At 52.5% G+C, this 21221-nt stretch carries 19 protein-coding genes and 3 pseudogenes; 10 read left to right on the top strand and 12 right to left on the bottom strand.

Going from position 1 to position 21221, the window contains the following annotated elements:
* Window positions 1-15: 15 nt before the first annotated feature.
* From LU633_RS26460 to LU633_RS07905, 4 genes are read right to left on the bottom strand one after another with little or no spacing between them, the layout of a single operon-like run.
* Window positions 16-450 (bottom strand): lysis protein, encoded by a 435-nt coding sequence (locus LU633_RS26460; protein ID WP_016193238.1) that lies wholly within the window; start codon window positions 448-450, stop codon window positions 16-18.
* Window positions 447-872, bottom strand: coding sequence for a lysozyme (locus LU633_RS07915; protein ID WP_016193237.1), 426 nt, complete (start codon window positions 870-872; stop codon window positions 447-449). The genes LU633_RS26460 and LU633_RS07915 overlap by 4 nt, the downstream gene beginning before the upstream one ends.
* Complete coding sequence (locus LU633_RS07910) at window positions 869-1408, bottom strand: NUMOD4 motif-containing HNH endonuclease (protein WP_016193236.1); 540 nt, start codon at window positions 1406-1408, stop codon at window positions 869-871. Before LU633_RS07910 ends, LU633_RS07915 begins: the two co-directional genes overlap by 4 nt.
* Entirely contained in the window at window positions 1398-1649 is a 252-nt protein-coding gene (locus LU633_RS07905) for a phage holin family protein (protein ID WP_407647021.1), read from the bottom strand. The genes LU633_RS07910 and LU633_RS07905 overlap by 11 nt, the downstream gene beginning before the upstream one ends.
* A 226-nt stretch (window positions 1650-1875) precedes the next feature.
* On the opposite strand from LU633_RS07905, the gene LU633_RS07900 reads away from it, so the two are divergent.
* Window positions 1876-2166: a hypothetical protein gene (locus LU633_RS07900; protein ID WP_052734744.1), complete on the top strand. Its 291-nt coding sequence runs from the start codon at window positions 1876-1878 to the stop codon at window positions 2164-2166.
* Window positions 2167-2249: 83 nt separating this feature from the next.
* On the top strand, window positions 2250-3290 hold the full coding sequence (locus LU633_RS07895; RefSeq protein ID WP_046371797.1) for an IS481 family transposase: 1041 nt from the start codon (window positions 2250-2252) through the stop codon (window positions 3288-3290).
* A gap of 59 nt (window positions 3291-3349) precedes the next feature.
* On the opposite strand, the pseudogene LU633_RS07890 reads toward LU633_RS07895, so the two are convergent.
* Window positions 3350-4096: pseudogene (locus tag LU633_RS07890) on the bottom strand (DNA-methyltransferase); the annotation flags it as partial.
* A 51-nt stretch (window positions 4097-4147) separates the two neighbouring features.
* Between LU633_RS07890 and LU633_RS07885 the strand changes: the two are divergent.
* From LU633_RS07885 to fghA, 4 genes are all read left to right on the top strand, one after another.
* On the top strand, window positions 4148-4855 hold the full coding sequence (locus tag LU633_RS07885; RefSeq protein ID WP_046372137.1) for a M91 family zinc metallopeptidase: 708 nt from the start codon (window positions 4148-4150) through the stop codon (window positions 4853-4855).
* Between the two features lie 33 nt (window positions 4856-4888).
* Complete coding sequence (locus LU633_RS07880; protein WP_046371929.1) at window positions 4889-6109, top strand: ISL3 family transposase; 1221 nt, start codon at window positions 4889-4891, stop codon at window positions 6107-6109.
* A gap of 758 nt (window positions 6110-6867) precedes the next feature.
* Window positions 6868-7992 carry an S-(hydroxymethyl)glutathione dehydrogenase/class III alcohol dehydrogenase gene (locus LU633_RS07875; RefSeq protein ID WP_016192923.1) on the top strand — a complete coding sequence of 375 codons (1125 nt, stop codon included), beginning with the start codon at window positions 6868-6870 and terminating at the stop codon, window positions 7990-7992.
* 12 nt (window positions 7993-8004) lie between these two features.
* Complete coding sequence (gene fghA / locus LU633_RS07870) at window positions 8005-8847, top strand: S-formylglutathione hydrolase (RefSeq protein WP_016192924.1); 843 nt, start codon at window positions 8005-8007, stop codon at window positions 8845-8847.
* Window positions 8848-8889: 42 nt separating this feature from the next.
* Here fghA and LU633_RS07865 read toward each other — a convergent pair whose 3' ends face one another.
* The 4 genes from LU633_RS07865 to yieE all read right to left on the bottom strand — a co-directional run bounded on the left by LU633_RS07865 (window position 8890) and on the right by yieE (window position 13379).
* Window positions 8890-9675: an ABC transporter ATP-binding protein gene (locus LU633_RS07865; protein ID WP_016192925.1), complete on the bottom strand. Its 786-nt coding sequence runs from the start codon at window positions 9673-9675 to the stop codon at window positions 8890-8892.
* Window positions 9675-10757, bottom strand: coding sequence for a FecCD family ABC transporter permease (locus tag LU633_RS07860; RefSeq protein WP_016192926.1), 1083 nt, complete (start codon window positions 10755-10757; stop codon window positions 9675-9677). Before LU633_RS07860 ends, LU633_RS07865 begins: the two co-directional genes overlap by 1 nt.
* A gap of 108 nt (window positions 10758-10865) precedes the next feature.
* A complete protein-coding gene (locus LU633_RS07855; RefSeq protein ID WP_016192927.1) occupies window positions 10866-12341 on the bottom strand; it encodes an amino acid permease in 1476 nt (491 codons plus the stop codon).
* Window positions 12342-12506: 165 nt separating this feature from the next.
* Window positions 12507-13379, bottom strand: coding sequence for a DNA-binding transcriptional regulator YeiE (yieE, locus tag LU633_RS07850; RefSeq protein ID WP_016192928.1), 873 nt, complete (start codon window positions 13377-13379; stop codon window positions 12507-12509).
* Window positions 13380-13476: 97 nt separating this feature from the next.
* Between yieE and LU633_RS07845 the strand changes: the two are divergent.
* The 3 genes and pseudogenes from LU633_RS07845 (at window position 13477) to LU633_RS07835 (ending at window position 15940) form a co-directional block, all read left to right on the top strand.
* Window positions 13477-14565, top strand: a pseudogene (locus tag LU633_RS07845) (YeiH family putative sulfate export transporter).
* A gap of 66 nt (window positions 14566-14631) precedes the next feature.
* Complete coding sequence (nfo, locus tag LU633_RS07840; protein ID WP_016192931.1) at window positions 14632-15474, top strand: deoxyribonuclease IV; 843 nt, start codon at window positions 14632-14634, stop codon at window positions 15472-15474.
* A gap of 25 nt (window positions 15475-15499) precedes the next feature.
* Window positions 15500-15940, top strand: coding sequence for a hypothetical protein (locus tag LU633_RS07835; RefSeq protein WP_016192932.1), 441 nt, complete (start codon window positions 15500-15502; stop codon window positions 15938-15940).
* Between the two features lie 664 nt (window positions 15941-16604).
* Here LU633_RS07835 and fruA read toward each other — a convergent pair.
* From fruA to fruB, 3 genes are read right to left on the bottom strand one after another with little or no spacing between them, the layout of a single operon-like run.
* Complete coding sequence (fruA, locus tag LU633_RS07830; protein ID WP_016192933.1) at window positions 16605-18305, bottom strand: PTS fructose transporter subunit IIBC; 1701 nt, start codon at window positions 18303-18305, stop codon at window positions 16605-16607.
* Between the two features lie 15 nt (window positions 18306-18320).
* Window positions 18321-19259: a 1-phosphofructokinase gene (gene fruK, locus LU633_RS07825; RefSeq protein WP_016192934.1), complete on the bottom strand. Its 939-nt coding sequence runs from the start codon at window positions 19257-19259 to the stop codon at window positions 18321-18323.
* Window positions 19256-20389: a fused PTS fructose transporter subunit IIA/HPr protein gene (fruB, locus tag LU633_RS07820; RefSeq protein WP_016192935.1), complete on the bottom strand. Its 1134-nt coding sequence runs from the start codon at window positions 20387-20389 to the stop codon at window positions 19256-19258. The genes fruK and fruB overlap by 4 nt, the downstream gene beginning before the upstream one ends.
* A gap of 276 nt (window positions 20390-20665) precedes the next feature.
* On the opposite strand from fruB, the pseudogene LU633_RS07815 reads away from it, so the two are divergent.
* A pseudogene (locus LU633_RS07815) lies at window positions 20666-21199 on the top strand (site-specific integrase); the annotation flags it as partial.
* Between the last annotated feature and the right edge of the window lie 22 nt (window positions 21200-21221).

Genomic DNA, 21221 nt, shown 5'->3' with positions numbered 1-21221 from the left:
GTTAGTGAGGCCCTATTAATGCAGGCATTGTTGCCGGATGTAATCCTGCAGGTATTTCACCTGCCCTGTGACTGTTGTGATTCGCTCTCTGAGGGTGAAATAATCCCGTTGAGCGGCGTCATCAAGTCTGGCGCTGGAAGCATCGCCCAAGCTGCCGGGTGCGGTGGATTGCTGCGTACAGGTTGCTGCGACCCGCAACCGCTTACGGCCAGCAGCAACGTCAGACTCAAGGTTTTTAATAGTGCGTTGAGCATCTGCCTGTTCCCTGATGTATTTTTCATCAAGAAGCGCAGCGTCTTTCTGCCTGCGCTGCATATCGGTAATGGTTTCCTGCCGTTCTGCTGCCAAGGTTGCCGCTTCGCTGTACTGGATTATGTAGTGGCGCGTGATGGCTGACAGCACCGCAACCGCGGCAAGCAGAGTGCCCACAGCCAGCGTATTCCCGTTCATGACAGAAACAGCTCGCGCTCGGCGGCGCGGCGTCTGATCAGACCCGGCAACTCCGTTTTACCTGCGTATATCCAGCGGCCAAACTCAGCCGCAGCGCCAGCATAATCGCCAGCGTTCAGTTTCCGCAGCAGCGTAGACCGGACGAAATTACCCGCGCCAACATTGAACACGAACGCTACCAGCGCGTCGAACTGGCCCTGCGTCAGTACCGCTTTGGCGTTGGTGTTTACCGTCAGCTCAGCTACCTGCAGGTCTTCCCTCAGATACTCCTCAGCCTGCCGACCGGTGACCGCGTCGCCCCGCTTAACGCCATGCGTATGACCGTAGCCAATGGTCCAGACGCCAGCCGGGCAGAGATATGCCGTTGTCTCAAGCCCTTCGGACTGCTTAATCAGGTCGAGGCCAGTTTGACTTATGTTCAATTTACCGCCCTCGTGAAGGTATAACCCCTGTGTGCATTCCTGCTGGCGTTGTTGATAACTTTGTAGACCTCGCTCGGGCTAAATCCATAGCGTTGTATATCTGCCGTACCCGCAAGAATTATAATTTTTCCGCTTTCAATATTGGTAGCGACGACCTTACCCTTAAAATTTCTGGATAATGTGCCGCTTGCACTCACGTTTAACCTCGTGCGAAATGCATGTTTTTGATTTTCAGAGCGAGTAGACCACTCTAAATTCTCAGCTCTGTTATCGTCTTTCACGCCATTAATGTGATTAACCTGAGGTTTCCCCTCCGGGTTAGTAACAAAAGCTTTAGCAACAAGCTGGTGCGCCGTAAAAGCTTTAGGGGACTTGTTTTTATATAGCCTGAATGAAACGTATCCGTGCCTCAGACGGTTTGATTTGAGGATCAAATAATTGCCTTTAGGCCGTTTACTTCGGACACGCCCTAAATTAGACACCTGATAACGCTCCTCATAGCCTGAAATGTCTTTCCAAACCTCATCAGTTTGCATTTTTCATCCCCGTCAGCCGTTCCCAGAAATAGTTCAGCGCAACGCTGCCCATAGTGCCGGACATGCCCGCGGCGACCAGCACGTAATAAATACTCAGGCCGGACTCAATAGCCAGCAGGCCACCAATCAGGCCCGCAAAGCCGGATATTGCGACCTGGGCCAGCGCAGCTACCCAGCTCCACGCGAGCTTTTGCGTCCGGACATCGATGATATATTTCACGAAGCCCCCGTATATCGACATTGCGGTTATGAGCACCCACGCTAACAGCCCGTAGGAACCCGGATCACGACTTGGCATTGGTATCACTCCGTCGCCCAATGCGAGGGGCATGTGCAAAAATTGGAAAATAAAAAAGGCCGCCTGGTGGCAGCCTTAAACTTGGAGCCAGATAGCGCCTGGCGGCATAATTCTCGTTCTGATATTGTTAAATCGCTGAAGATAACCATATCAAGAAGAGGGAATTGTAATGATCGAGGAAAAAGGACTTATCAGTCGTATAGCCAGTGCTGTTTCTGGTGCCAGCGGAGCGCTAAAGGGGGCCGTTAGTGCCGCGAGAGAAATTCAGTCGATGCAGGTCGATTACTCTGTCAAAGAGAAAACATATGACCTGCTCGATAAACTCATGGATGCTCAGCAGCAGCAGATGTCACTTCAGGAACTTCTTGTGTCTGCAAAGGATCGCATCATTGAGTTGGAGGATGAGAAAAAACAACGTGATGAGTGGGAACTCACATCCTCTGTATTAGTCGCGACTTGATCTGACACTGGACCTTGAAAGGTTGAGAGTTACCGGTTTTGATATGGGTGTCTAATCCTTAAACAAAACGCGAGGTAACTCTCATGCTTCATACTAACAATCCCATCATCAAACACAAAGCCGGCCTGCTCAATCTCGCCGAAGAACTCGGTAACGTATCAAAAGCCTGCAAGATCATGGGCGTGTCACGCGACACGTTTTACCGTTATCAGGAACTGGCTGCTGAAGGCGGCATCGATGCGCTGATTAACCAGAACCGCCGCGTCCCCAACCTGAAGAACCGCGCCGACGAAGCCACTGAACGCGCTGTTGTTGAATATGCCGTTGAGTTCCCGGCCCACGGGCAACACCGGACCAGTAATGAGCTGCGTAAAAAAGGCGTGTTTATCTCCGGTAGCGGCGTGCGCTCCATCTGGCAACGGCACGACCTGGAGAACTTCCGTAAACGCCTGAAGGCACTTGAGGAAAAGGTCGCCAGAGAAGGCATCGTGCTTACCGACGCTCAAATCGCAGCGCTGGAGAAGAAGGCCCACGATGACGAGGCCAGCGGAGAAATCGAAACTGCTCACCCGGGTTATCTCGGGTCGCAGGACACCTTCTACGTGGGCAATCTGAAAGGTGTGGGTCGTATCTACCAGCAGACGTTCGTGGATACGTACTCGAAAGTGGCACACTGCAAGCTGTATACGAGTAAAACGCCGATCACCGCCGCAGACCTGCTCAATGATCGCGTACTGCCGTTCTACGAGGCTCAGGGACTGCCGATGCTGAGGATCCTGACCGACAGGGGAACGGAGTACTGTGGTAAGGTGGAGCAGCATGATTACCAGCTGTATCTGGCCATCAACGATATCGACCATACAAAAACGAAGGCGATGTCTCCGCAGACGAACGGCATCTGCGAGCGCTTCCATAAAACTATTTTGCAGGATTTTTATCAGGTTACGTTCCGTAAGAAGTTATACGAAGACCTGGAGAGCCTGCAAACGGATCTGGACAACTGGTTGTGGCATTACAATAATGAGCGAACTCATCAGGGAAAAATGTGCTGCGGGCGTACGCCAATGGCCACGTTACTTGATGGTAAACGAGTCTGGGCAGAAAAAAATCTGAACCAGATGTAATCTGACAGACACCTGTATAAATAACCGGTAACTGTCAGATCAGGTCTGAGCTAGTACAATTTACGGTTCAGTGACTGGTATGTTGCCACGAGGTGGTGGTGAGGCTGCGCCAGTTCGGCACGCTGATGCTTCTCGATAGCGATCCGGGTGAAAAGCTTCTGCAATTTGAGGTAATCCGCTTCACCCGGCAACTGCCACTGGCTGGAACCAAACCAGTGCGAAACCATGTTCTTCTTTCCGGTGGCCTCGACGATTTGTTTAGAGGTAACGCCAAGCGCTTCCCGCGCATCCTGAAAATAGGCAATGAGCGGTGTCAGCACATGCTGTTTGAGTTCACCACATTTTGCCGCATAGCCATCGTCTTTGGGCTTGCATGGCCCCTGATAGTGCTCAGCAAACAGAACACGCTCAGTGGCAGGGAAATACGCGCGCAGGCTTTCTTTATTACAGCCATTCCAGCGACCGCTTGGTTTAGCCCAGATGATGTGGTTCAGGATACGGAAACGGTCGCGCATTAAGATTTCGATATCCGCAGCAAGTCGGTGACCGCAAAACAAGTAAATGCTACCGGCAGGTTTCAGCACCCGCCAGAATTCAGCCAGGCAACGATCGAGCCAGCGAAGATAGTCTTCATCCCCTTTCCACTGGTTATCCCATCCGTTTGGCTTCACCTTGAAGTAAGGCGGATCGGTAACAATCAGATCGATGGAGTTATCAGGAAGGGTGGCGATATAATGCAGGCAGTCAGCGTTGATTAACTCAACACTGTTTATTTTTGGGTCTTCCCCTGTTGTGGTGGCGCACACTGCCAATCAAGTATAATCCTCTTGACTTGCGCTTATCCTCAGGAGGTCTTAATGCGCCCTACATCCCTTAACCTGACATTACCTTCGTTACCTCTACCCTCATCTTCGAATTCAATTTCAGCCACAGACATTCAATCTCTTGTAAAAATGTCGGGTGTGCGCTGGGTGAAAAACAACCAACAACTCTGTTTCCACGGGACTGACCTTAAAATCTACAAGCATCTTGAAGCTGCTCTCGATAAGATCGAATCCACAGACACTGGACGTACTCTTTTGAACTGTATTGAATTAACATCCCGACTCAAATCAGAAAAACTGGCAATACATCTCGATTCTGCTGAGTTAGGGGTGATAGCACACTGCAATACGGATGCTGAAAACTCCCGAGGAACTGGCTCCGACTTTCACTGTAATCTGAATGCAGTTGAATATCCCTGCGCGCAAGGAATTAGCCTGGTAGACTTTCATGCGTGCATTGTTTTCCATGAACTTCTCCACGTTTTCCACAATTTAAATGGAGAGCGCCTGAAAGTTGAGAGTTCTCAACCAGAATTACAAACACACTCCCCACTTTTACTCGAAGAAGCCAGGACTGTTGGGTTGGGTGCTTTTTCTGAAGAAGTTCTTTCAGAAAATAAATTTCGTGAAGAGATTGGGATGCCCCGCAGAACATTCTACCCGCACGATTCATCTCTCATTCATGATGACAATACAGTGACTCAGGGATTCCAGCGGAAAAAACTGCATCCGTTACTTTAGCTACGTTGCTTATATGAGGACTCATCTGCATATATGGATGAAAAATCGCTATACGCCCACATTCTCAACCTGTCCGCCCCGTGGCAGGTTGAATCACTTTCCCTTGATGAAAATACTGGCTCTGTCACCGTTGTTGTCGGGATCGCCAAAAATTCACTGCTAATCTGCCCGACATGCAGGCAGCAATGCCCTGTTCACGATCACCGCCACCGCAAATGGCGTCATCTTGATACCTGCCAGTTCATGACTGTCGTTGAGGCGAATGTCCCCCGGGTCATGTGTCCAGACCATGGATGCCAGACGTTACCTGTTCCGTGGGCCGGAGCTGGTAGCCGATATACGTTATTGTTCGAATCATTCATCCTTTCCTGGCTGAAAATTAGCACGGTTGATGCGGTAAGAAAGCAACTTAAGCTTAGCTGGAATGCCGTTGACGGCATTATGACCCGGGCAGTTAAACGTGGTCTTGCGCGAATAAAAAAGCCGCTATCAGCCCGGCATATGAATGTGGACGAAGTTGCGTTCAAAAAAGGGCACCGGTACATCACAGTGATATCAGATCGTGAGGGACGAGCGCTGGCATTAACGGATGATCGGGGAACAGAAAGTCTTGCCAGCTATCTTCGCACCCTCACCGACAGTCAGCTGCAGGCAGTCAAAACGTTCTCAATGGATATGAATGCCGGATATATCAGAGCGGCACGCATCCATCTTCCGGGCGCCGTAGAGAAAATAGCCTTTGACCGCTTCCATGTGGCAAAACAGCTGGGTGAAATCGTTGATAAGACACGGCAGAACGAACATCCCCGACTTCCGGTTGACAGCCGCCGTCAGGCAAAAGGAACCCGCTTCCTGTGGCAATACAGTGACAAATGGATGACAGAGCCCCGACAGGAAAAACTGGCATGGCTGAGAGAACAGATGCAACTGACCAGCCAGTGCTGGACACTGAAAGAGCTGGCGAAAGATATCTGGAACCGCCCCTGGAGTGACAAACGACGTGCAGACTGGTTGCAGTGGATAGCACTGGCGAAAAGTTGCGATGTGCCGGTAATGAGAAATATGGCAGGAACCATCACAAAAAGGCTGTACGGAATACTTAACGCCATGCGGTACAGCGTCTCAAATGGTAATGCCGAAGCGCTGAACAGCAAAATAAGGCTGCTGAGGATAAAGGCCAGAGGCTATCGAAACCGGGAGCGATTTAAACTGGGGGTGATGTTCCATTACGGGAAGCTGGATATGACGTTCTGATCCTCCCACCATGATTGGGGAAGACCCATTAATCAACAGGGAGCAGGTCAAACATCTGTATCACCTTGCGGATTTATTCGCGATTTTTCTTCTTCGTACCACGCCTGCAACTCGTGAGCTTTGCCCCGATCAATATGAAATTAAATGAATTTTTTCCTGAACTTACTTATACTGGCTTTATCAATTTCCACCAGCTGTATAAGGTGAACCTGACTGAAGATATGTCAGGTGACGGGCGTCGCACCTTGTTGCAGCGAGTTCAAATGATGATGATGATGTAGTGCGCTCAAAAATTTGCTTTCATTGCTGCTGAGAAAAGATACTTTTTTCCTGACAGGAAAAGTATCAAAGAGTTCATTTCACAGGCTTCAGCCGCTATTTTTGTGCGGAGAAACACCTGTTCAGCCAGCGCCTCGTCGCTCAGGTTCTGGGGGTGAGTTAATTTTGATTTAAAGGGCATGGCATTGATTACGGTTGCAGGCAGATTATGGCTGCCACAGGCCAACATTCGGCATCAGGCTGAATGTTTTGCGTAAAGGTTATGTTGTTAAGCTAATATTAACTATCCGTTTACTGGCCGCAAGATATACAGGCGGTAACCGCCTGCGCGGGCAAAATGTTACCCCTTGCTGATCGGCGTGAACAAATCCGTTCAGTCTCTCCGCATCGCAGAAGAGTTCAGTTAAACACGCACCGCATGCTGCCGGTGTGACTATGTAAGGCCAGACAGAATGACTGGTCACAAGAGAGAGGAAGCCATGGAAATGATTAAAACACGTGCCGCCGTTGCCTGGGCTGCCGGTGAACCCCTGAAAATTGAAGAAGTGGACCTGATGCCGCCACAAAAAGGCGAAGTGCTGGTGCGTATCGTTGCCACGGGCGTTTGTCATACCGATGCCTACACGCTCTCAGGGAAAGATCCCGAAGGCGTGTTCCCCGCGATTCTCGGTCATGAAGGCGGAGGCATTGTTGAAGCCGTTGGTGAAGGCGTGACCAGCGTGGCGGTGGGCGATCACGTGATTCCGCTTTACACGCCAGAATGTGGAAAATGCAAGTTCTGCCTGTCCGGCAAAACCAACCTTTGCCAGGCAATTCGCGCTACCCAAGGTAAAGGCCTGATGCCGGATGGCACCACCCGTTTCTTCAAGGAAGGCAAACCAATTTTTCATTATATGGGGACCTCAACCTTCTCTGAATACACGGTGGCGCCGGAGATTTCACTGGCTAAGATCAGTAAAGAGGCACCGCTGGAAGAGGTCTGTCTGCTCGGCTGTGGCGTCACCACCGGTATGGGCGCTGTAATGAATACGGCTAAGGTGAAAGAAGGCGATACCGTGGCGATTTTCGGGCTTGGCGGCATTGGACTGTCAGCGATTATCGGCGCGAAAATGGCAAAAGCAGGCCGGATTATCGGTGTTGATCTTAATACCAGTAAATTCGATCTGGCGGCAAAGCTGGGTGCCACCGACCTGATTAACCCTAAGGATTACGATCGTCCCATTCAGGATGTCATTGTTGAGATGACCGATGGTGGTGTGGATTTCTCCTTTGAATGCATCGGCAACGTCAACGTGATGCGTTCGGCGCTGGAATGCTGCCATAAGGGCTGGGGTGAATCGGTGATTATCGGTGTGGCCGGCGCGGGCGAAGAGATTGCCACCCGGCCGTTCCAGCTGGTAACAGGCCGCGTCTGGCGCGGTTCCGCTTTTGGCGGGGTCAAAGGACGTTCACAGCTGCCGGATATTGTTCAGCGCTATCTTGACGGGGAATTCCGACTGGACGATTTCATTACTCATACCCTTCCGCTGGAAGAGATTAATCAGGCCTTTGAGTTGATGCACGAAGGTAAATCGATCCGCACCGTGGTGCATTACAACAAATAATAAGGGGGAGCAATGGCAGCCTCTCTGGAACTGCTGGAAGAACATCGCCTGTTTGGCGGCTGGCAGCAGCGCTACCGACATCAGTCAACGGTGCTTAATTGCACCATCACCTTCAGTATTTTCCTGCCCGCTCCTGAGGAGGGAACCCCACCGCCGGTGGTGTGGTGCCTTGCCGGGCTGACCTGTTCCGATGAGAATTTCTCGGTCAAATCAGGTGCGCAGCGCACCGCCGCAGAGCTTGGACTGGTACTGGTGATGCCCGATACCAGCCCGCGTGGTGAAAACGTGCCCGATGATGATAGTTACGACCTGGGCCAGGGAGCGGGGTTCTATCTTAACGCCACCCAACTTCCCTGGAAAACACACTATCGCATGTATGACTATCTGAATGAGGAACTTCCCGCGCTTATCGCCGGGAAGTTCCGCGTCAGCGAGCGTCAGGCAATCGTGGGGCATTCGATGGGAGGCCACGGTGCGCTGGTGCTGGCCCTGCGTAACCCCGGCAGGTTTACCTCGGTATCCGCATTGGCACCCATTGTGAATCCGCTTGAGGTACCGTGGGGACAAAAAGCGTTCAGCGCTTATCTGGGTGATGACCGCAACGGCTGGCAGCATTACGACAGCTGTTGGCTGATGCAGCAGAGTGCCGATCCTGTTCCGGTACTTATTGATCAGGGCGATAGCGATCAGTTTCTTGCGGATCAGCTCCGCCCAGAGCAGCTGGCGTTGATTGCGAAGGAGAAAGACTGGCCGCTAACGGTACGTGTTCAGCCCGGTTACGATCACAGCTACTTTTTTATTGCCAGTTTTGTTGACGACCATCTGCGTTTCCACGCCGGGCATCTGTTTGCCTGAGTCCCTGTCGGGCCAGGAATATCCGGCCCGCTGTCCTGCCACTCAGCAGCCGGGTTCCGCCACCAGCCCATCGATCAGCACCTGAGGCAGCCCGTGAGAGCAGCGTTCAATACGCCCTTTTACGCCGTAGACTTTCGCCAGGCTTTCCGGCGTGATCACCGCGTCCGGTAAACCATCGGCGATCAGCTCGCCATTTTGCAGCATCAATATATGATCGCCGTGACGCAGCGCAATATTGATGTCATGAACCACCACAATGGTCACGATATTGCGGCGGCTGGTTTCGCGGCGGATTAAATCCATGACGTGAAACTGGTAATTCAGGTCAAGCGCGCTCAGAGGTTCATCCAGCAGCAGCAATTCGGGCCGACGAATCAGCGACTGTGCCAGCCCGACCAGCTGTTTCTGTCCGCCGGAAAGCTGGTCAAGAAAACTCATCGCCAGATGCGCGATACCCAGCCTTTCCAGCAGTGCCATCAATTCTGCTTCGCTGGTCTGCGTACTGCGTCCGCCCGATGCGCGCTGTGCCACAATAATCGATTCCAGAACGTGAAGGTGCACCCCTGCAGGCAGGGACTGCGGCAGATAAACCACCTTGTCCGCACGCCGGGCAAACGGCAGCGCCATCATCTCGCTGCCGTTCAGCCAGACCTCGCCCTGTGCCCGGTTCAGGCCAGCCAGCGAACGCAGCAGCGTGGATTTGCCGCAGCCATTTGGTCCCAGCAGAACGGTGATTTTGCCACGAGGCAACAGCGGCACATTGAGGTCGTCAATGATCTGGCGTTTAGGGTAACCCGCAGCAAAACCGCTGATTTTCAATCCATCCATCAGACATTCCCCCGATGACGCAGAATAATACTCAGGAAAAATGGCACGCCTATCAGTGAGGTCACGATGCCAACCGGAATGATGGCACCCGGTATCAGATTTTTTGAGGCTACCGAAGCCAGAGACAGCACCAGCGCACCGGTAAGCGCACTGGCTGGCAGATAAAAGCGGTGATCTTCGCCAAACAACAAACGGGCAATGTGCGGCGCTACCAGCCCGATAAAGCCAATTGGACCCACAAACGCCACCGATATTGCGGAGAGAATGCTGATGCGAAGCAAGGTGGCCAGCCGCAAACGACGTACATCTATGCCGAAACTGACGGCGCGGTCTTCGCCCAGACGCAGTGCCGTCAGTTTCCAGGCGCTCATCATCGATAACGGAACCAACACTACAAACATCCCGGTGAGTACGCCAAGTTTCTCCCACGACGCCCGCGCCAGGCTGCCCATAGTCCAGAACACCAGCCCCTGCAGGGTATCTTCGCTGGCAATAAATTGCAGCATCGACACCAGCGCATTGGAGGTGAAAACCAGCGCAATACCAAACAGCACCACGCCGGAGCTGGCAATCCGCGTCCAGCGCGTCACGCCGTCCAGCATTAAGGCCGCAAAGAGCGCAAAAATAAAGGCGTTGGCCGAGATAAACCACTGACCCGGAATACCAGGGATACCTATTCCCAGCACAATCGCCAGCGCCGCACCAAATGCCGCCGCGGAAGAGACGCCCAGTGTAAAGGGACTGGCCAGCGGATTATTGAGGATAGTTTGCATCTCGGCCCCGGCAAGGCCCAGGGACAGCCCCACCACGACCGCCATCAGCGCGTACGGTAAACGAATATCCCAGACGATGACACGGGTTCCGGCATCCACGCTTTCCGGCGACAACAGCGTCTGCCACAGGGTGGACAGCGACAAACCGGAAGGGCCAAGCGTGAAGTCGAGCAGCAGCGAAGCGACGATGGCAATCATCAGGACGCTTATCATCACCATACGATGACGCAGCACCCGGTGATAGCTGACCATCACACTTTCATTTTGCTGCCCGCCAGCCTGCCGGGCAGAATCGTGAGTTAAACTCATGTTTGTACCTGAGAGGGAAATAACAGGCCGATAACAGTAAAGGAAATGATAATAATTATCAATAACCTTTCAGGTTAACTATTTAACTTTAAGGATAAAAAGCACGTATTACCGCGGTTGCTTAAAGGTGGGGAACGTCATTTCACTGTATTTAATAAAACGGGTTTTCTTGCAAAGCTTGTAACTGAACCAAATCACCAGAAACAGCGGAATACCGACATAGGTTGCGGCAACACCATACCAGTCAATACTATCGGCAAAGAAAGCCTGATAATTTTGTCCCAGGGTAATCACCAGACACAATACAAAGGCAAACATCGGCCCGAGCGGGAAAAAGCGGGAAAGATACGGTAGCGCGGCCAGATCGTGTCCCTGCGACACATAACCGCGGCGAAAACGATAGTGACTGATAGCAATCCCCAGCCAGGCGATAAACCCGGTCATGCCCGACGTGTTTAGCAGCCACAAATAGACAGACTGATTGCCAAACAGCGAAGTCAGAAAGCACAGTGCAGCCACCAGCGTTGTGGCATAGAGCGCATTTCGCGGCACACCGCCCGCCGAAAGTTTGCCAAACATTTTTGGTGCCTTGCCGTCGCGTGCCAGGGTGAACAACATGCGGGTAGAGGCATACATACCCGAGTTTCCGGCAGAAAGCACGGAGGTGAGGATCACCGCATTCATCACCCCCGCTGCCGACAGCAAACCGGCATGTTGAAACACCAGGGTAAAGGGGCTGACACTGATGTCTTTTACATCGTTGCGCAGCAACTCGGGGGCAGTGTAAGGGATTATCAGACTGATGACCAGGATCGCCAGCACGTAAAACAGCAGAATACGCCAGAACACCTGCCGCACGGAACGCGGAATATTTTTGGCAGGATCTTCAGATTCACCCGCCGCAATACCGATCAGTTCGGTTCCCTGAAACGAAAAGCCGACGATCATGGCAACGCCAATCATGGCAGAGAATCCCCCGGCAAAAGGCGCATCACCAATATGCCAGTTGGCCCAGCTGCCCACCGGTTGGCTGCCGCGCAAAATGCCAACAATCATCATAACGCCTACCAGGATGAAAATAATCACAGTCATCACTTTGATCAGTGAAAACCAGTATTCCGCCTCACCAAAGCCCTTTACCGAGAGATAGTTGAGCAAAAACAGCGCACTGAGGAAGACAGCACTCCAAATCCAGCCCGGCGTATCGGGGAACCAGTAGGTCATCACCAGTTGCGATGCCACCAGATCAACGGCGATGGTCACTGCCCAGTTGTACCAGTAGTTCCACCCCAGCGCGAAGCCGAAGCCCTCCTCGACATAGCGCGAACCGTAGGTGGAAAACGATCCTGAAACCGGCATAAATGCCGCCAGCTCGCCCAGGCTGGTCATCAGGAAATAAACCATCAGGCCAATTAACGCATAGGACAGTAGCGCACCTCCCGGCCCTGCCTGTGAGATCGTCGCACCTGATGCCACAAACAGACCGGTTCCAATAGAACCGCCAATGGCAATCATCGTCAGATGACGTGCTTTTAATGCCCGGCGTAACCCAAGTTGTTGTGTTGTTATTTTGTCTTTAACCATCTTGAGATGCTGTGCTCTGAATAAAATGAGGCGTGATTGTAGCAAACTCTTCCGACAACAATAGTGTTAACACTCCCGACATAAGATAGCTTAATAATCATTGAAAAATTATTAGCCTTAAAAGAACTATCCGCATAAAAACAATTATAATCAGTATATTACCACCTAAGGCTTTTCATTACAGTAGCTGAGAAAACGTAACAGTGGTCTGGAGAGATGCTTTTGCCGATGTTGAATCCGGTACAGCGTACGTTTCAGTGCAGGCATTGGCAGCGGTACTTCGCACAGCGTTCCGCTGTGCAATTGCTCCTCGATGACCCGCCGGGAAAGACAGCTGATACCCATGCCATGACGTACTGCGTGTTTGATCGCCTCTGAGTTTCCCAGCTCAAGCGCCAGCCGGAATGAGGGCAAGTGTGACAGCAGCAGATAATCAACGATTTCCCGGGTGCCGGAACCTTGTTCACGCAGGATCCACGGTGCGCTGGCAAGGCTTTCCAGAGTTACCGGCCTGTTTAGCACGGACGCGTCAGGTGTCGCAAACACCACCAGCTCATCTTCAAGCCAGGCTTCGCTGATTACTTCGTTCCTGTGACACGGTCCCTCGATCAGACCGATATCAACGCGGAAATCAGCCACGGCGTTGATGACGTCCTGACTATTGCCGACACTTAGCTCAAGCGGCAAATCCGGGTAATCCCGCCGCCAGCGAGCGATCATGCCGGGCAGCATATAGTTACCGATGGTGCTACTGGCAAAAACGCGCAGCGCACCTTTGTCTTCATGAAACAGCTGCTCAATTTCACCTGCCTGGTCAAGCAGCGCCATCGCACGTGGATAGAGCAGGCGGCCATGTTCATTGACCACCAGCCGTTTACTCACACGGTCAAACAACTGGACGTTAAGCTGGCCTTCCAGATCCGCCAGCGCCGCACTCACCGCCGACTGGGAAAGTGAGAGCTGCTGTGCAGCCTGGGTGGTTGAGCCGCTTTTTAGCACCTCAGTAAATACTTCAAGCTGTCTTAAGGTAATGTGCATCGCTGTTCCTTACGCCACGGCTTCTGGTTCTGACATAACACTTATTCTGGTTAATTATAAATATATAATCAATTTCTCTTTTAAATCGATTTGTCGCATGCTGCACGCTCTTCACAGGAGTATCGCTACGGCCGATCTGACCCTCACCCATTACCCGCCTCGTCCACTGCGTTACCTTACCGGGATTTTGTTTTCGCTATTGCTGGCCCTGGCAGCTATCTGGTTGAGTCATCAGCCTGCGCTGGCCGCACTGGGGCTGGGAGCACTCACCCTCGCCATAGTTGCCGGTATGCTGGTGGGGAATACGTTTTATCCGTATTTTGCCCAACGCTGCAATCCCGGCGTAATGCTGGCAAAACAGCGTTTACTGCGTATCGGTATTATCCTCTATGGCTTTCGCCTGACGCTGCAACAGATCGCTGGCGTTGGCATCAGTGGCGTGTTAATTGACGTGCTGACACTTAGCTCGACATTTATGCTGGCCTGTCTGTGAGGACAGCGCGTTTTTGGCCTTGACCGTGATACCTGCTGGCTGATTGGGGCTGGCAGCAGCATCTGCGGTGCAGCCGCCGTGATGATCACCGCACCAGTGGTACGGGCACACTCATCAAAGGTGACCGTTGCTATCGCCACTGTGGTGCTATTTGGTACGCCGGGCATTTTTATTTATCCGCTGCTCTGGCACCTGGCCAGCGAGGCATTTCCCGCAATAACAAAAACCAGTTGGGGTATTTTTACCGGCTCCACGTTGCATGAAGTTGCTCAGGTCGTTGCGGCCGGGCATACCGTCAGCCCGGAAACAGAAAGTGCCGCTGTAATTGCTAAAATGCTGCGAGTGATGATGCTGGCACCTTTCCTGCTTTTGCTAAGTGCAAAAATTCAACGCGGTAAAACCCCCGCTGAAAAACAGGCAAATAACATCGCGTTTCCCTGGTTCGCGCCGATTTTTATTCTTGTTGCGCTGTTCAATTCCCTGCATCTGCTGCCGCAGGCGGTTATCGACAGCCTGAATCAGCTTGATAATCTGCTGCTGACCACCGCGATGGCCGCACTGGGGCTGACCACCCGCTTTAGCGCGCTGAAACAGACCGGGCTAAAACCGCTGTTGCTGGGGGCGCTGCTGTTTGGCTGGCTGATTATTGGCGGCGGCGCAATTAACCTTGTTTTTCAACATTTATTGACATGATTTACCGGCGGGCGGTTATCATTGTTGGTTTGCGTCGTCAGATGCATATCCCACAGGAGAAACGGCATGAAATTTATCGGCGCTCACGTTAGTGCAGCCGGCGGCGTGGACCAGGCGGTTGTTCGCGCCCATGAACTGGAGGCAACCGCCTTTGCACTTTTTACTAAAAATCAGCGCCAGTGGCGTGCGGCTCCGCTCACCAGCGAGGTGATTGTCGCGTTTCGCTCTGCCTGTGAGAAATATCACTACCAGCCCGGACAAATCCTGCCACATGACAGCTACCTGATTAATCTGGGACATCCTGTTCATGAGGCGCTGGAGAAATCCCGTGATGCCTTTATTGATGAAATGAGCCGCTGCCAGCAGCTTGGTCTTTCGCTACTTAATTTCCATCCCGGCAGCCATCTGCACCAGATTGACGAAGACACCTGCCTGCAACGCATCGCCGGGTCGATCAATATCGCTCTCGACAAAACAGCAGGCGTGACCGCCGTCATTGAAAACACCGCCGGCCAGGGCAGCAATCTGGGTTTTCGCTTTGAGCACCTGGCTGCGATCATCGAAGGCGTAGAGGATAAATCGCGCGTTGGGGTATGTATTGATACCTGTCACGCCTTTGCCGGCGGTTACGATTTGCGCACCGAAGAGGAATGTGTGAAAACCTTTGCCGAATTCGATCGGGTTGTCGGCTTTCGTTATTTACGCGGAATGCATCTCAACGATGCCAAAAGCGCGTTCGCCAGCCGGGTAGATCGCCATGACAGTCTGGGGGCAGGAAACATAGGTAAAACGGTATTCAGCTGGTTGATGAAAGACAGCCGCTTTGACGGGATTCCGCTAATCCTGGAGACAATCAATCCCGATATCTGGAAAGATGAAATTGCCTGGCTGAAATCCGAACAACATTAACCTGAGCTAAACAGCACAGTAATTTATGCCGGACCGCGCTGGGGGCTCTCGCCAGAAGCCAGTCGTTTTTTTCACTTTGCCACCCTGGCCGTTCTTTTATCGCCACGCTAAATTCTTTACTGTAAACAGCCAGTTGCAGCGCAATGATTTATCCTCTTTATCTGCAATATTGCGCCAATCCCCCCCCCGGCTCACGCTGGCGGTGAGAAGAAACTGGGCTGACCGGGATAACGGCGGGGGTTTTAAACGTGTATATGGCTACACCGGTGAGTTCTTTTTTAACCCTTTCGTCAGTGTGGTGACAGTTGCTCTTATCCTGCTTTCAGGAAAGCAACTGGCGCAGGCTTCTCGCCCTATCTTTATAACAGTATGCAGTACAATTTTAATCGCCGGGTGGGCATTGAAGCCGGGATTATCTTTCCTTCCATCTTTGCCGCCACCATTGAATGGCGCTTCAGATAAATAACTGTTCCCAATACCGCTGGAACTGGACAAACTGGTTCTGAATCAACCGACTTGTTCGGGTGAATGTCAGGTCGTCGTGCGCCTGCATTCCATGCCAGTCATGAGCAACGCCTTATGTGGTGAAACCAGATAAAAAGCGCAGCGCAGTCAGGAACGCTTATTTAGAGCGCTTTGCGAAACGGCTCTCCACTTTTGGTCAGCCGGCAACGGGAGCTGTTTTCTCTGCCTGACAGCGCTGAAGAATTTTCCATACCCGGTATGCCTGGCAAACGGCAGATGAAGCGATATCAGGGATAACTATTAAGATAATTGTGCGCAACTGTGTTAGCGCTTCCGGCACAAGCGTTTGTTTTACAGATGGGAAATCCCGCCATGCTGGCCATCACTCCCGACTGGAGAGATACCATCCAAAACCTGTCGCTGACGCAACCTTTGCCTGGCTGCTGATACCTTCAAAATGATTATTTACCTGTGTCGGCGAATACAACAGATCGCACGTTCACCACCACGCCGACAGCCTGTTAAGACAGTACGTTGCTGCGCAGGATTTACCAAAAACCGTAGCGCACTGAGTCACGGCTAATCGAGTAACAAAAAAAGGGCAGGGACAGAAATAGCTTAGTGTACCTTTTCTGCCCCCTGCTCTGCTTTTACCGAATGAGGATTCAGGCTTTCGCCAGTTCCGCTTCCGGGCGTTTCAGAATAGCGTAAGCCAGACCAGCGACCAGCGTACCTGCAATGATTGCCATCAGGTAACCCAGCACTGGCGTGATCGCGCCGGGAATCAACAGCACAAACAGTCCGCCGTGCGGTGCCATCAGTTTGGCACCTATCGTCATTGAAATGGCACCGGTCAGTGCGCCTCCGATAATACAGCATGGCAGAACGCGCATCGGGTCGCGTGCCGCAAACGGGATGGCACCTTCGGAGATAAAGCACAGTCCCAGAACCAGTGCCGCTTTGCCACCTTCCTGCTGACCTTTATTAAATTTCTTACGGGCAACCAGCGTTGCCAGCCCCATCGCCAGCGGTGGAACCATGCCTGCCGCCATAATGGCTGCCATTGGCGCATAGGTCTGCGAACTGAGCAGGCCAACACCAAAAGCGTATGCCACTTTATTTACCGGTCCCCCCATGTCAGTACACATCATACCGCCGAGGATCGCACCCAGAAGAACCGCATTAGCCGTGCCCATATTCGCCAGCCAGTGGGTCAGCCCTTCCATGATTTTTGCCACAGGTGTACCCACGACATAGATCATCAGCAGACCGGTGATCAGACTGGCTGCCAGCGGAATAATCAGGATAGGTTTCAACGCCTCCATACTTTGCGGCAGTTTCACTTTAGCGCTGATAAGTTTCGCCGCATAACCGGCAATGAAACCAGCAATGATGCCACCCAGGAATCCGGCATTGATGCTGGTGGCAATCATCCCACCAATCAGGCCCGGTGTCAGTCCCGGACGGTCTGCAATGGAAAAGGCGATAAAACCCGCCAGTACCGGCACCATAAGGGCAAACGCACTGCCGCCACCAATTTGCATCAGCGCCGCCGCCAGCGTACCCGGTTCTTTAAATGCGGTGATACCAAACGCGAAAGAGAGCGCAATGCTCAGGCCACCCGCCACCACCATCGGTAACATGTAGGAAACACCGGTCAGCAAATGGCGGTATGCGCCCGCTTTCTCTTTTTTCTCTTCGGCGTCTCCCGTCGACTGACTGCCACCTTTTGGCTGGTAAGGTCTGGCTTCCGCTACGGCTTTGTCCAGTTCCTGCACGGTTTTTTTTAGTGCCAGGCTGGTAGAAGTGCGATACATGGGTTTACCAGCAAATTTAGCCAGGTCAACGTCAATATCTGCAGCCACAATAACCAGATCGGCTGCCGCCACTTCTTCCGGGGTGATGGCATTGCCCGCACCAACAGAACCACGGGTTTCAACTTTAACCCACCAGCCACGTTTTTTCGCTTCGGCATCAATGGCTTCTGCGGCCATAAAAGTATGTGCCACACCAGTAGGGCAGGCGGTGACCGCAACGATACGTTTCGGGCCTGCCGTCGCCGCACCGGACCGTGCAGGGAGGTCCGCTGTAGCCGGAGCGTGCCAGACTTTAGCGCCGGACTGTGCCTGTTCAAGCACCGCCGCTGGCTCTTGCAGTAACTGTTCAATGTCCGCGAGGTAAATTGCTTTACCGTCCAGCGTGCCGTCTGTAGGAATATGCTTCCCGGCAACGATGATCCTATCGGCCTCTGCAAGGTTTTCCGTCAGAGTCAGCCCTTTACTGGCTGCCGCGGTGGTAGTGATATTTTTTGCCAGATAGCCTGTTGCCAGCCCCAGCGAAGAATCAATTATCAGCAGCGTTTTCATTATGCTCTCCTGCTGTCAGTTAAAGGGTTTTAGGTCGACGCGCGCCATCATTGCGGCCAACTGGGTACGATCGGTAACGCCTACGTTGCTCTGGCTGACGGCCATTGCTGCCACAGCGGTTGCAAGACGCAGTGTGTGCTCGCTGGACTCGCGCATCAGCAAGCCATAAATCAGCCCACCGACCATTGAATCCCCGGCACCCACGGTGCTCACCACTTCACAAGCTGGTGGTTTGGCGATCCATTCACCTGAAGCGTTCACCCACAGCGCACCTTCTGCTCCCAGCGAGATCACCACATGGGCGATTCCCTGTTCGCGCAGTAAATGAGCGGCTCCAATTACATCCTGCAAAGTTGGCAATTTACGGCCAGCCCAGATTTCCAGCTCACGCTGGTTGGGTTTTACCAGCCACGGCGCGGCTTTAAGGCCCGCCACCAGCGCCTCACGGCTGCTGTCAAAAATAATGCACGGGCAGTGCGTCCGCAGCGCGCTCATCCAGCGGGTAAAATCTTCCGGGTTGACGCCTTCCGGCAGGCTGCCGCTTACGCAAACCATGTCGAACTGGCCAAGCCAGCTCAACGAGTCAGCACTGAAACGGTCCCAGTCCTGCTGCATCACGGTGAAACCGGAAAAGTTCAGATCGGTGACCTCGCTTTCTTTTTCCGTCAGTTTGACATTGATGCGTGTACGCCCTTCCACCACCTGAAAACGATTTGCGATACCCAGTTCGCTAAACAGATGCTGAAAACCGTCCTGATTTTCTTTACCTAAAAAACCGCCCACGGTGACATCAATACCCAGATCTTTCAGTACCTTAGCAACATTTATACCTTTTCCGGCGGCGTGCAGGCCGGTGGTTTTAACCAGATTGACTTCGCCACGCTCAATTTTCGGAGTGTAGCCCACCAGGTCATAGGCCGGGTTCAGCGTAATGGTTGCAACACGTCTGCTCATGCGGCCCCCTCGCCAAGACCCGAAGCGATGGCTTCACCGATGGCATCAAGGGCAGCGCGGGCATCTTCACCGCTGGCAGTAAAGCGCAGGCGGTGACCTTTTTTCACGCCAAGTGCGACGACCTTCATCAGGCTACGGCCATTGGCTGGTTTACCACTGCCGTCAAGGTTGGTAGCGGTAATCTCAGCATTGAACTGTTTAATAACGCTGACCAGCGCCGTTCCAGGGCGGGCATGCAGACCGTGTTCGTTGCGGATGGTAAACTCTTCCGTCAGCACATCAGCCTGTCCGGCAATGTCACTGGTCAGCAGTGTCAGAATTCCCGCGGCGTCGGCGTTAAGAAGATGCTCCGCTTTTTGTGTGTATAGCAACTCGCTCAGGTAGTTCAGTACGCTTAAAGGCTGATCATCAGTAACGGCAACAGTAATCAGCAGAGCGGCTTTTTCGCCATCGACGTCAAACGGGGTAGCACTACGGCTAACCGCCACGGCGCTGGTGAGATTGCCTTCCGTACTGTCGTTCAACCAGATCCCCTGCCCCAGGTTGAGCGGGCGGGTCGATACCACTTTGCTGACAAAACTGGCATCCACGGCCCCTGCCTGCTGCAAGCGGCCAGCATTGAGAGCCTGCAATGTGATCAGATCGCTTGCTGCAACCTCAGTAGAAATCAGTGAGGTATCAAATTTGAATTCATTGGCCTGCTTTTCACCCATCAGCAGACTGCATAACGTTTCTGCGGAGTCAGTCGTTTTTAGCTGTTCAGCCATGCTGTTATCACTGAGCGCATGCGTAAGCTGACGCAGCAGCGCGAGGTGCTCATCCGACTTCGCAGCTATGCCAATCACCACATAGGCAATTTGGCCGTCACCCCAGTCAATCCCCTGAGGAAACTGGTAAACCTGCACGCCTGTATTTAGCACCAGATCGCGGGTATCGGTGGTGCCATGGGGAATGGCAATACCGTTGCCCAAGTAAGTAGTGATCTGCTGTTCACGGGCCAGCATGCCATTAACGTATCTTTCACCTACATTACCTGCTGCGGTTAATGCCGCAGCAACCTGCCGGATAGCATCTTCTTTGTCTCCGGCGCGGGCACCGGGATGGATAGCGGACAGTTCAAGCTGGAACATAGTTCTCCTCGTTGCTGAAATTGAATCGTTTCAGCTAATTTGAGAAAAAAAGCGGAATCTCACTTTTAACAGACTGAACAGATAACGCTGAAACGTTTCAAGAATATTGATTACCCAGTGTGCATGTAGCAAGTTTTACCGTAAACCACGTAGCAGATTTTTGAAGCGACGCACATTTCCTCTACTCTTTTCAGAAAAAGCCCCTTTGCCAGGCATCCTGATTGCTGAATGAACACTGACGAATTATAGAATGTGCTTTAAAGATGACAGAAAAACATTCAGCCATGCTCTAGCATAGAAAAACGTCAACGCGCCGATGGGACTTTACGCTAACGCTGCACCGTGGGCGTGAAAGAAGGTGGGAAATATCTCTACCGGGAAAACCGGACATTCAGCAAACAGGCCCATGCCAAAACGTGGGGTGCTGGCAGGGTTGCTGAACTGGAAACAAATGGGGTGCCGACTGCCAACGACTTAAATAAAATGGCCATTGGCGATCTGCTAAAACGCTATATCAATGATCCCAATCTCGGCGGCAAAGCCGGACGAACAAAACGTTATGTACTGGATATGTTGCTGGACTGCGACATAGCCGAAATCCCTCTTACAGACCTTTCAACCACCCACGTCATTGAGCACTGCCGCCAGAGAAACGGCGCTGGTGCTGGCCCTTCCACTGTTAACCACGATGTGAGTTATCTATCTTCCGTTCTGGCGTCCGCCAAACCTGTCTACGGTATCGACTACACAACCAACCCCGCAACCGATGCAAGACCGTTACTGCTCCAGATGGGGCTGATTGGCAAATCCAGGGGCACTGTTGCAAAAATCT

The organism is Erwinia tracheiphila (genome assembly GCF_021365465.1).
In the GTDB taxonomy this organism is placed as follows: domain Bacteria; phylum Pseudomonadota; class Gammaproteobacteria; order Enterobacterales; family Enterobacteriaceae; genus Erwinia; species Erwinia tracheiphila.
The sequence above is the reverse complement of the archived record's forward strand: the minus strand, read 5'-3'. Positions and strand labels throughout refer to the sequence as shown.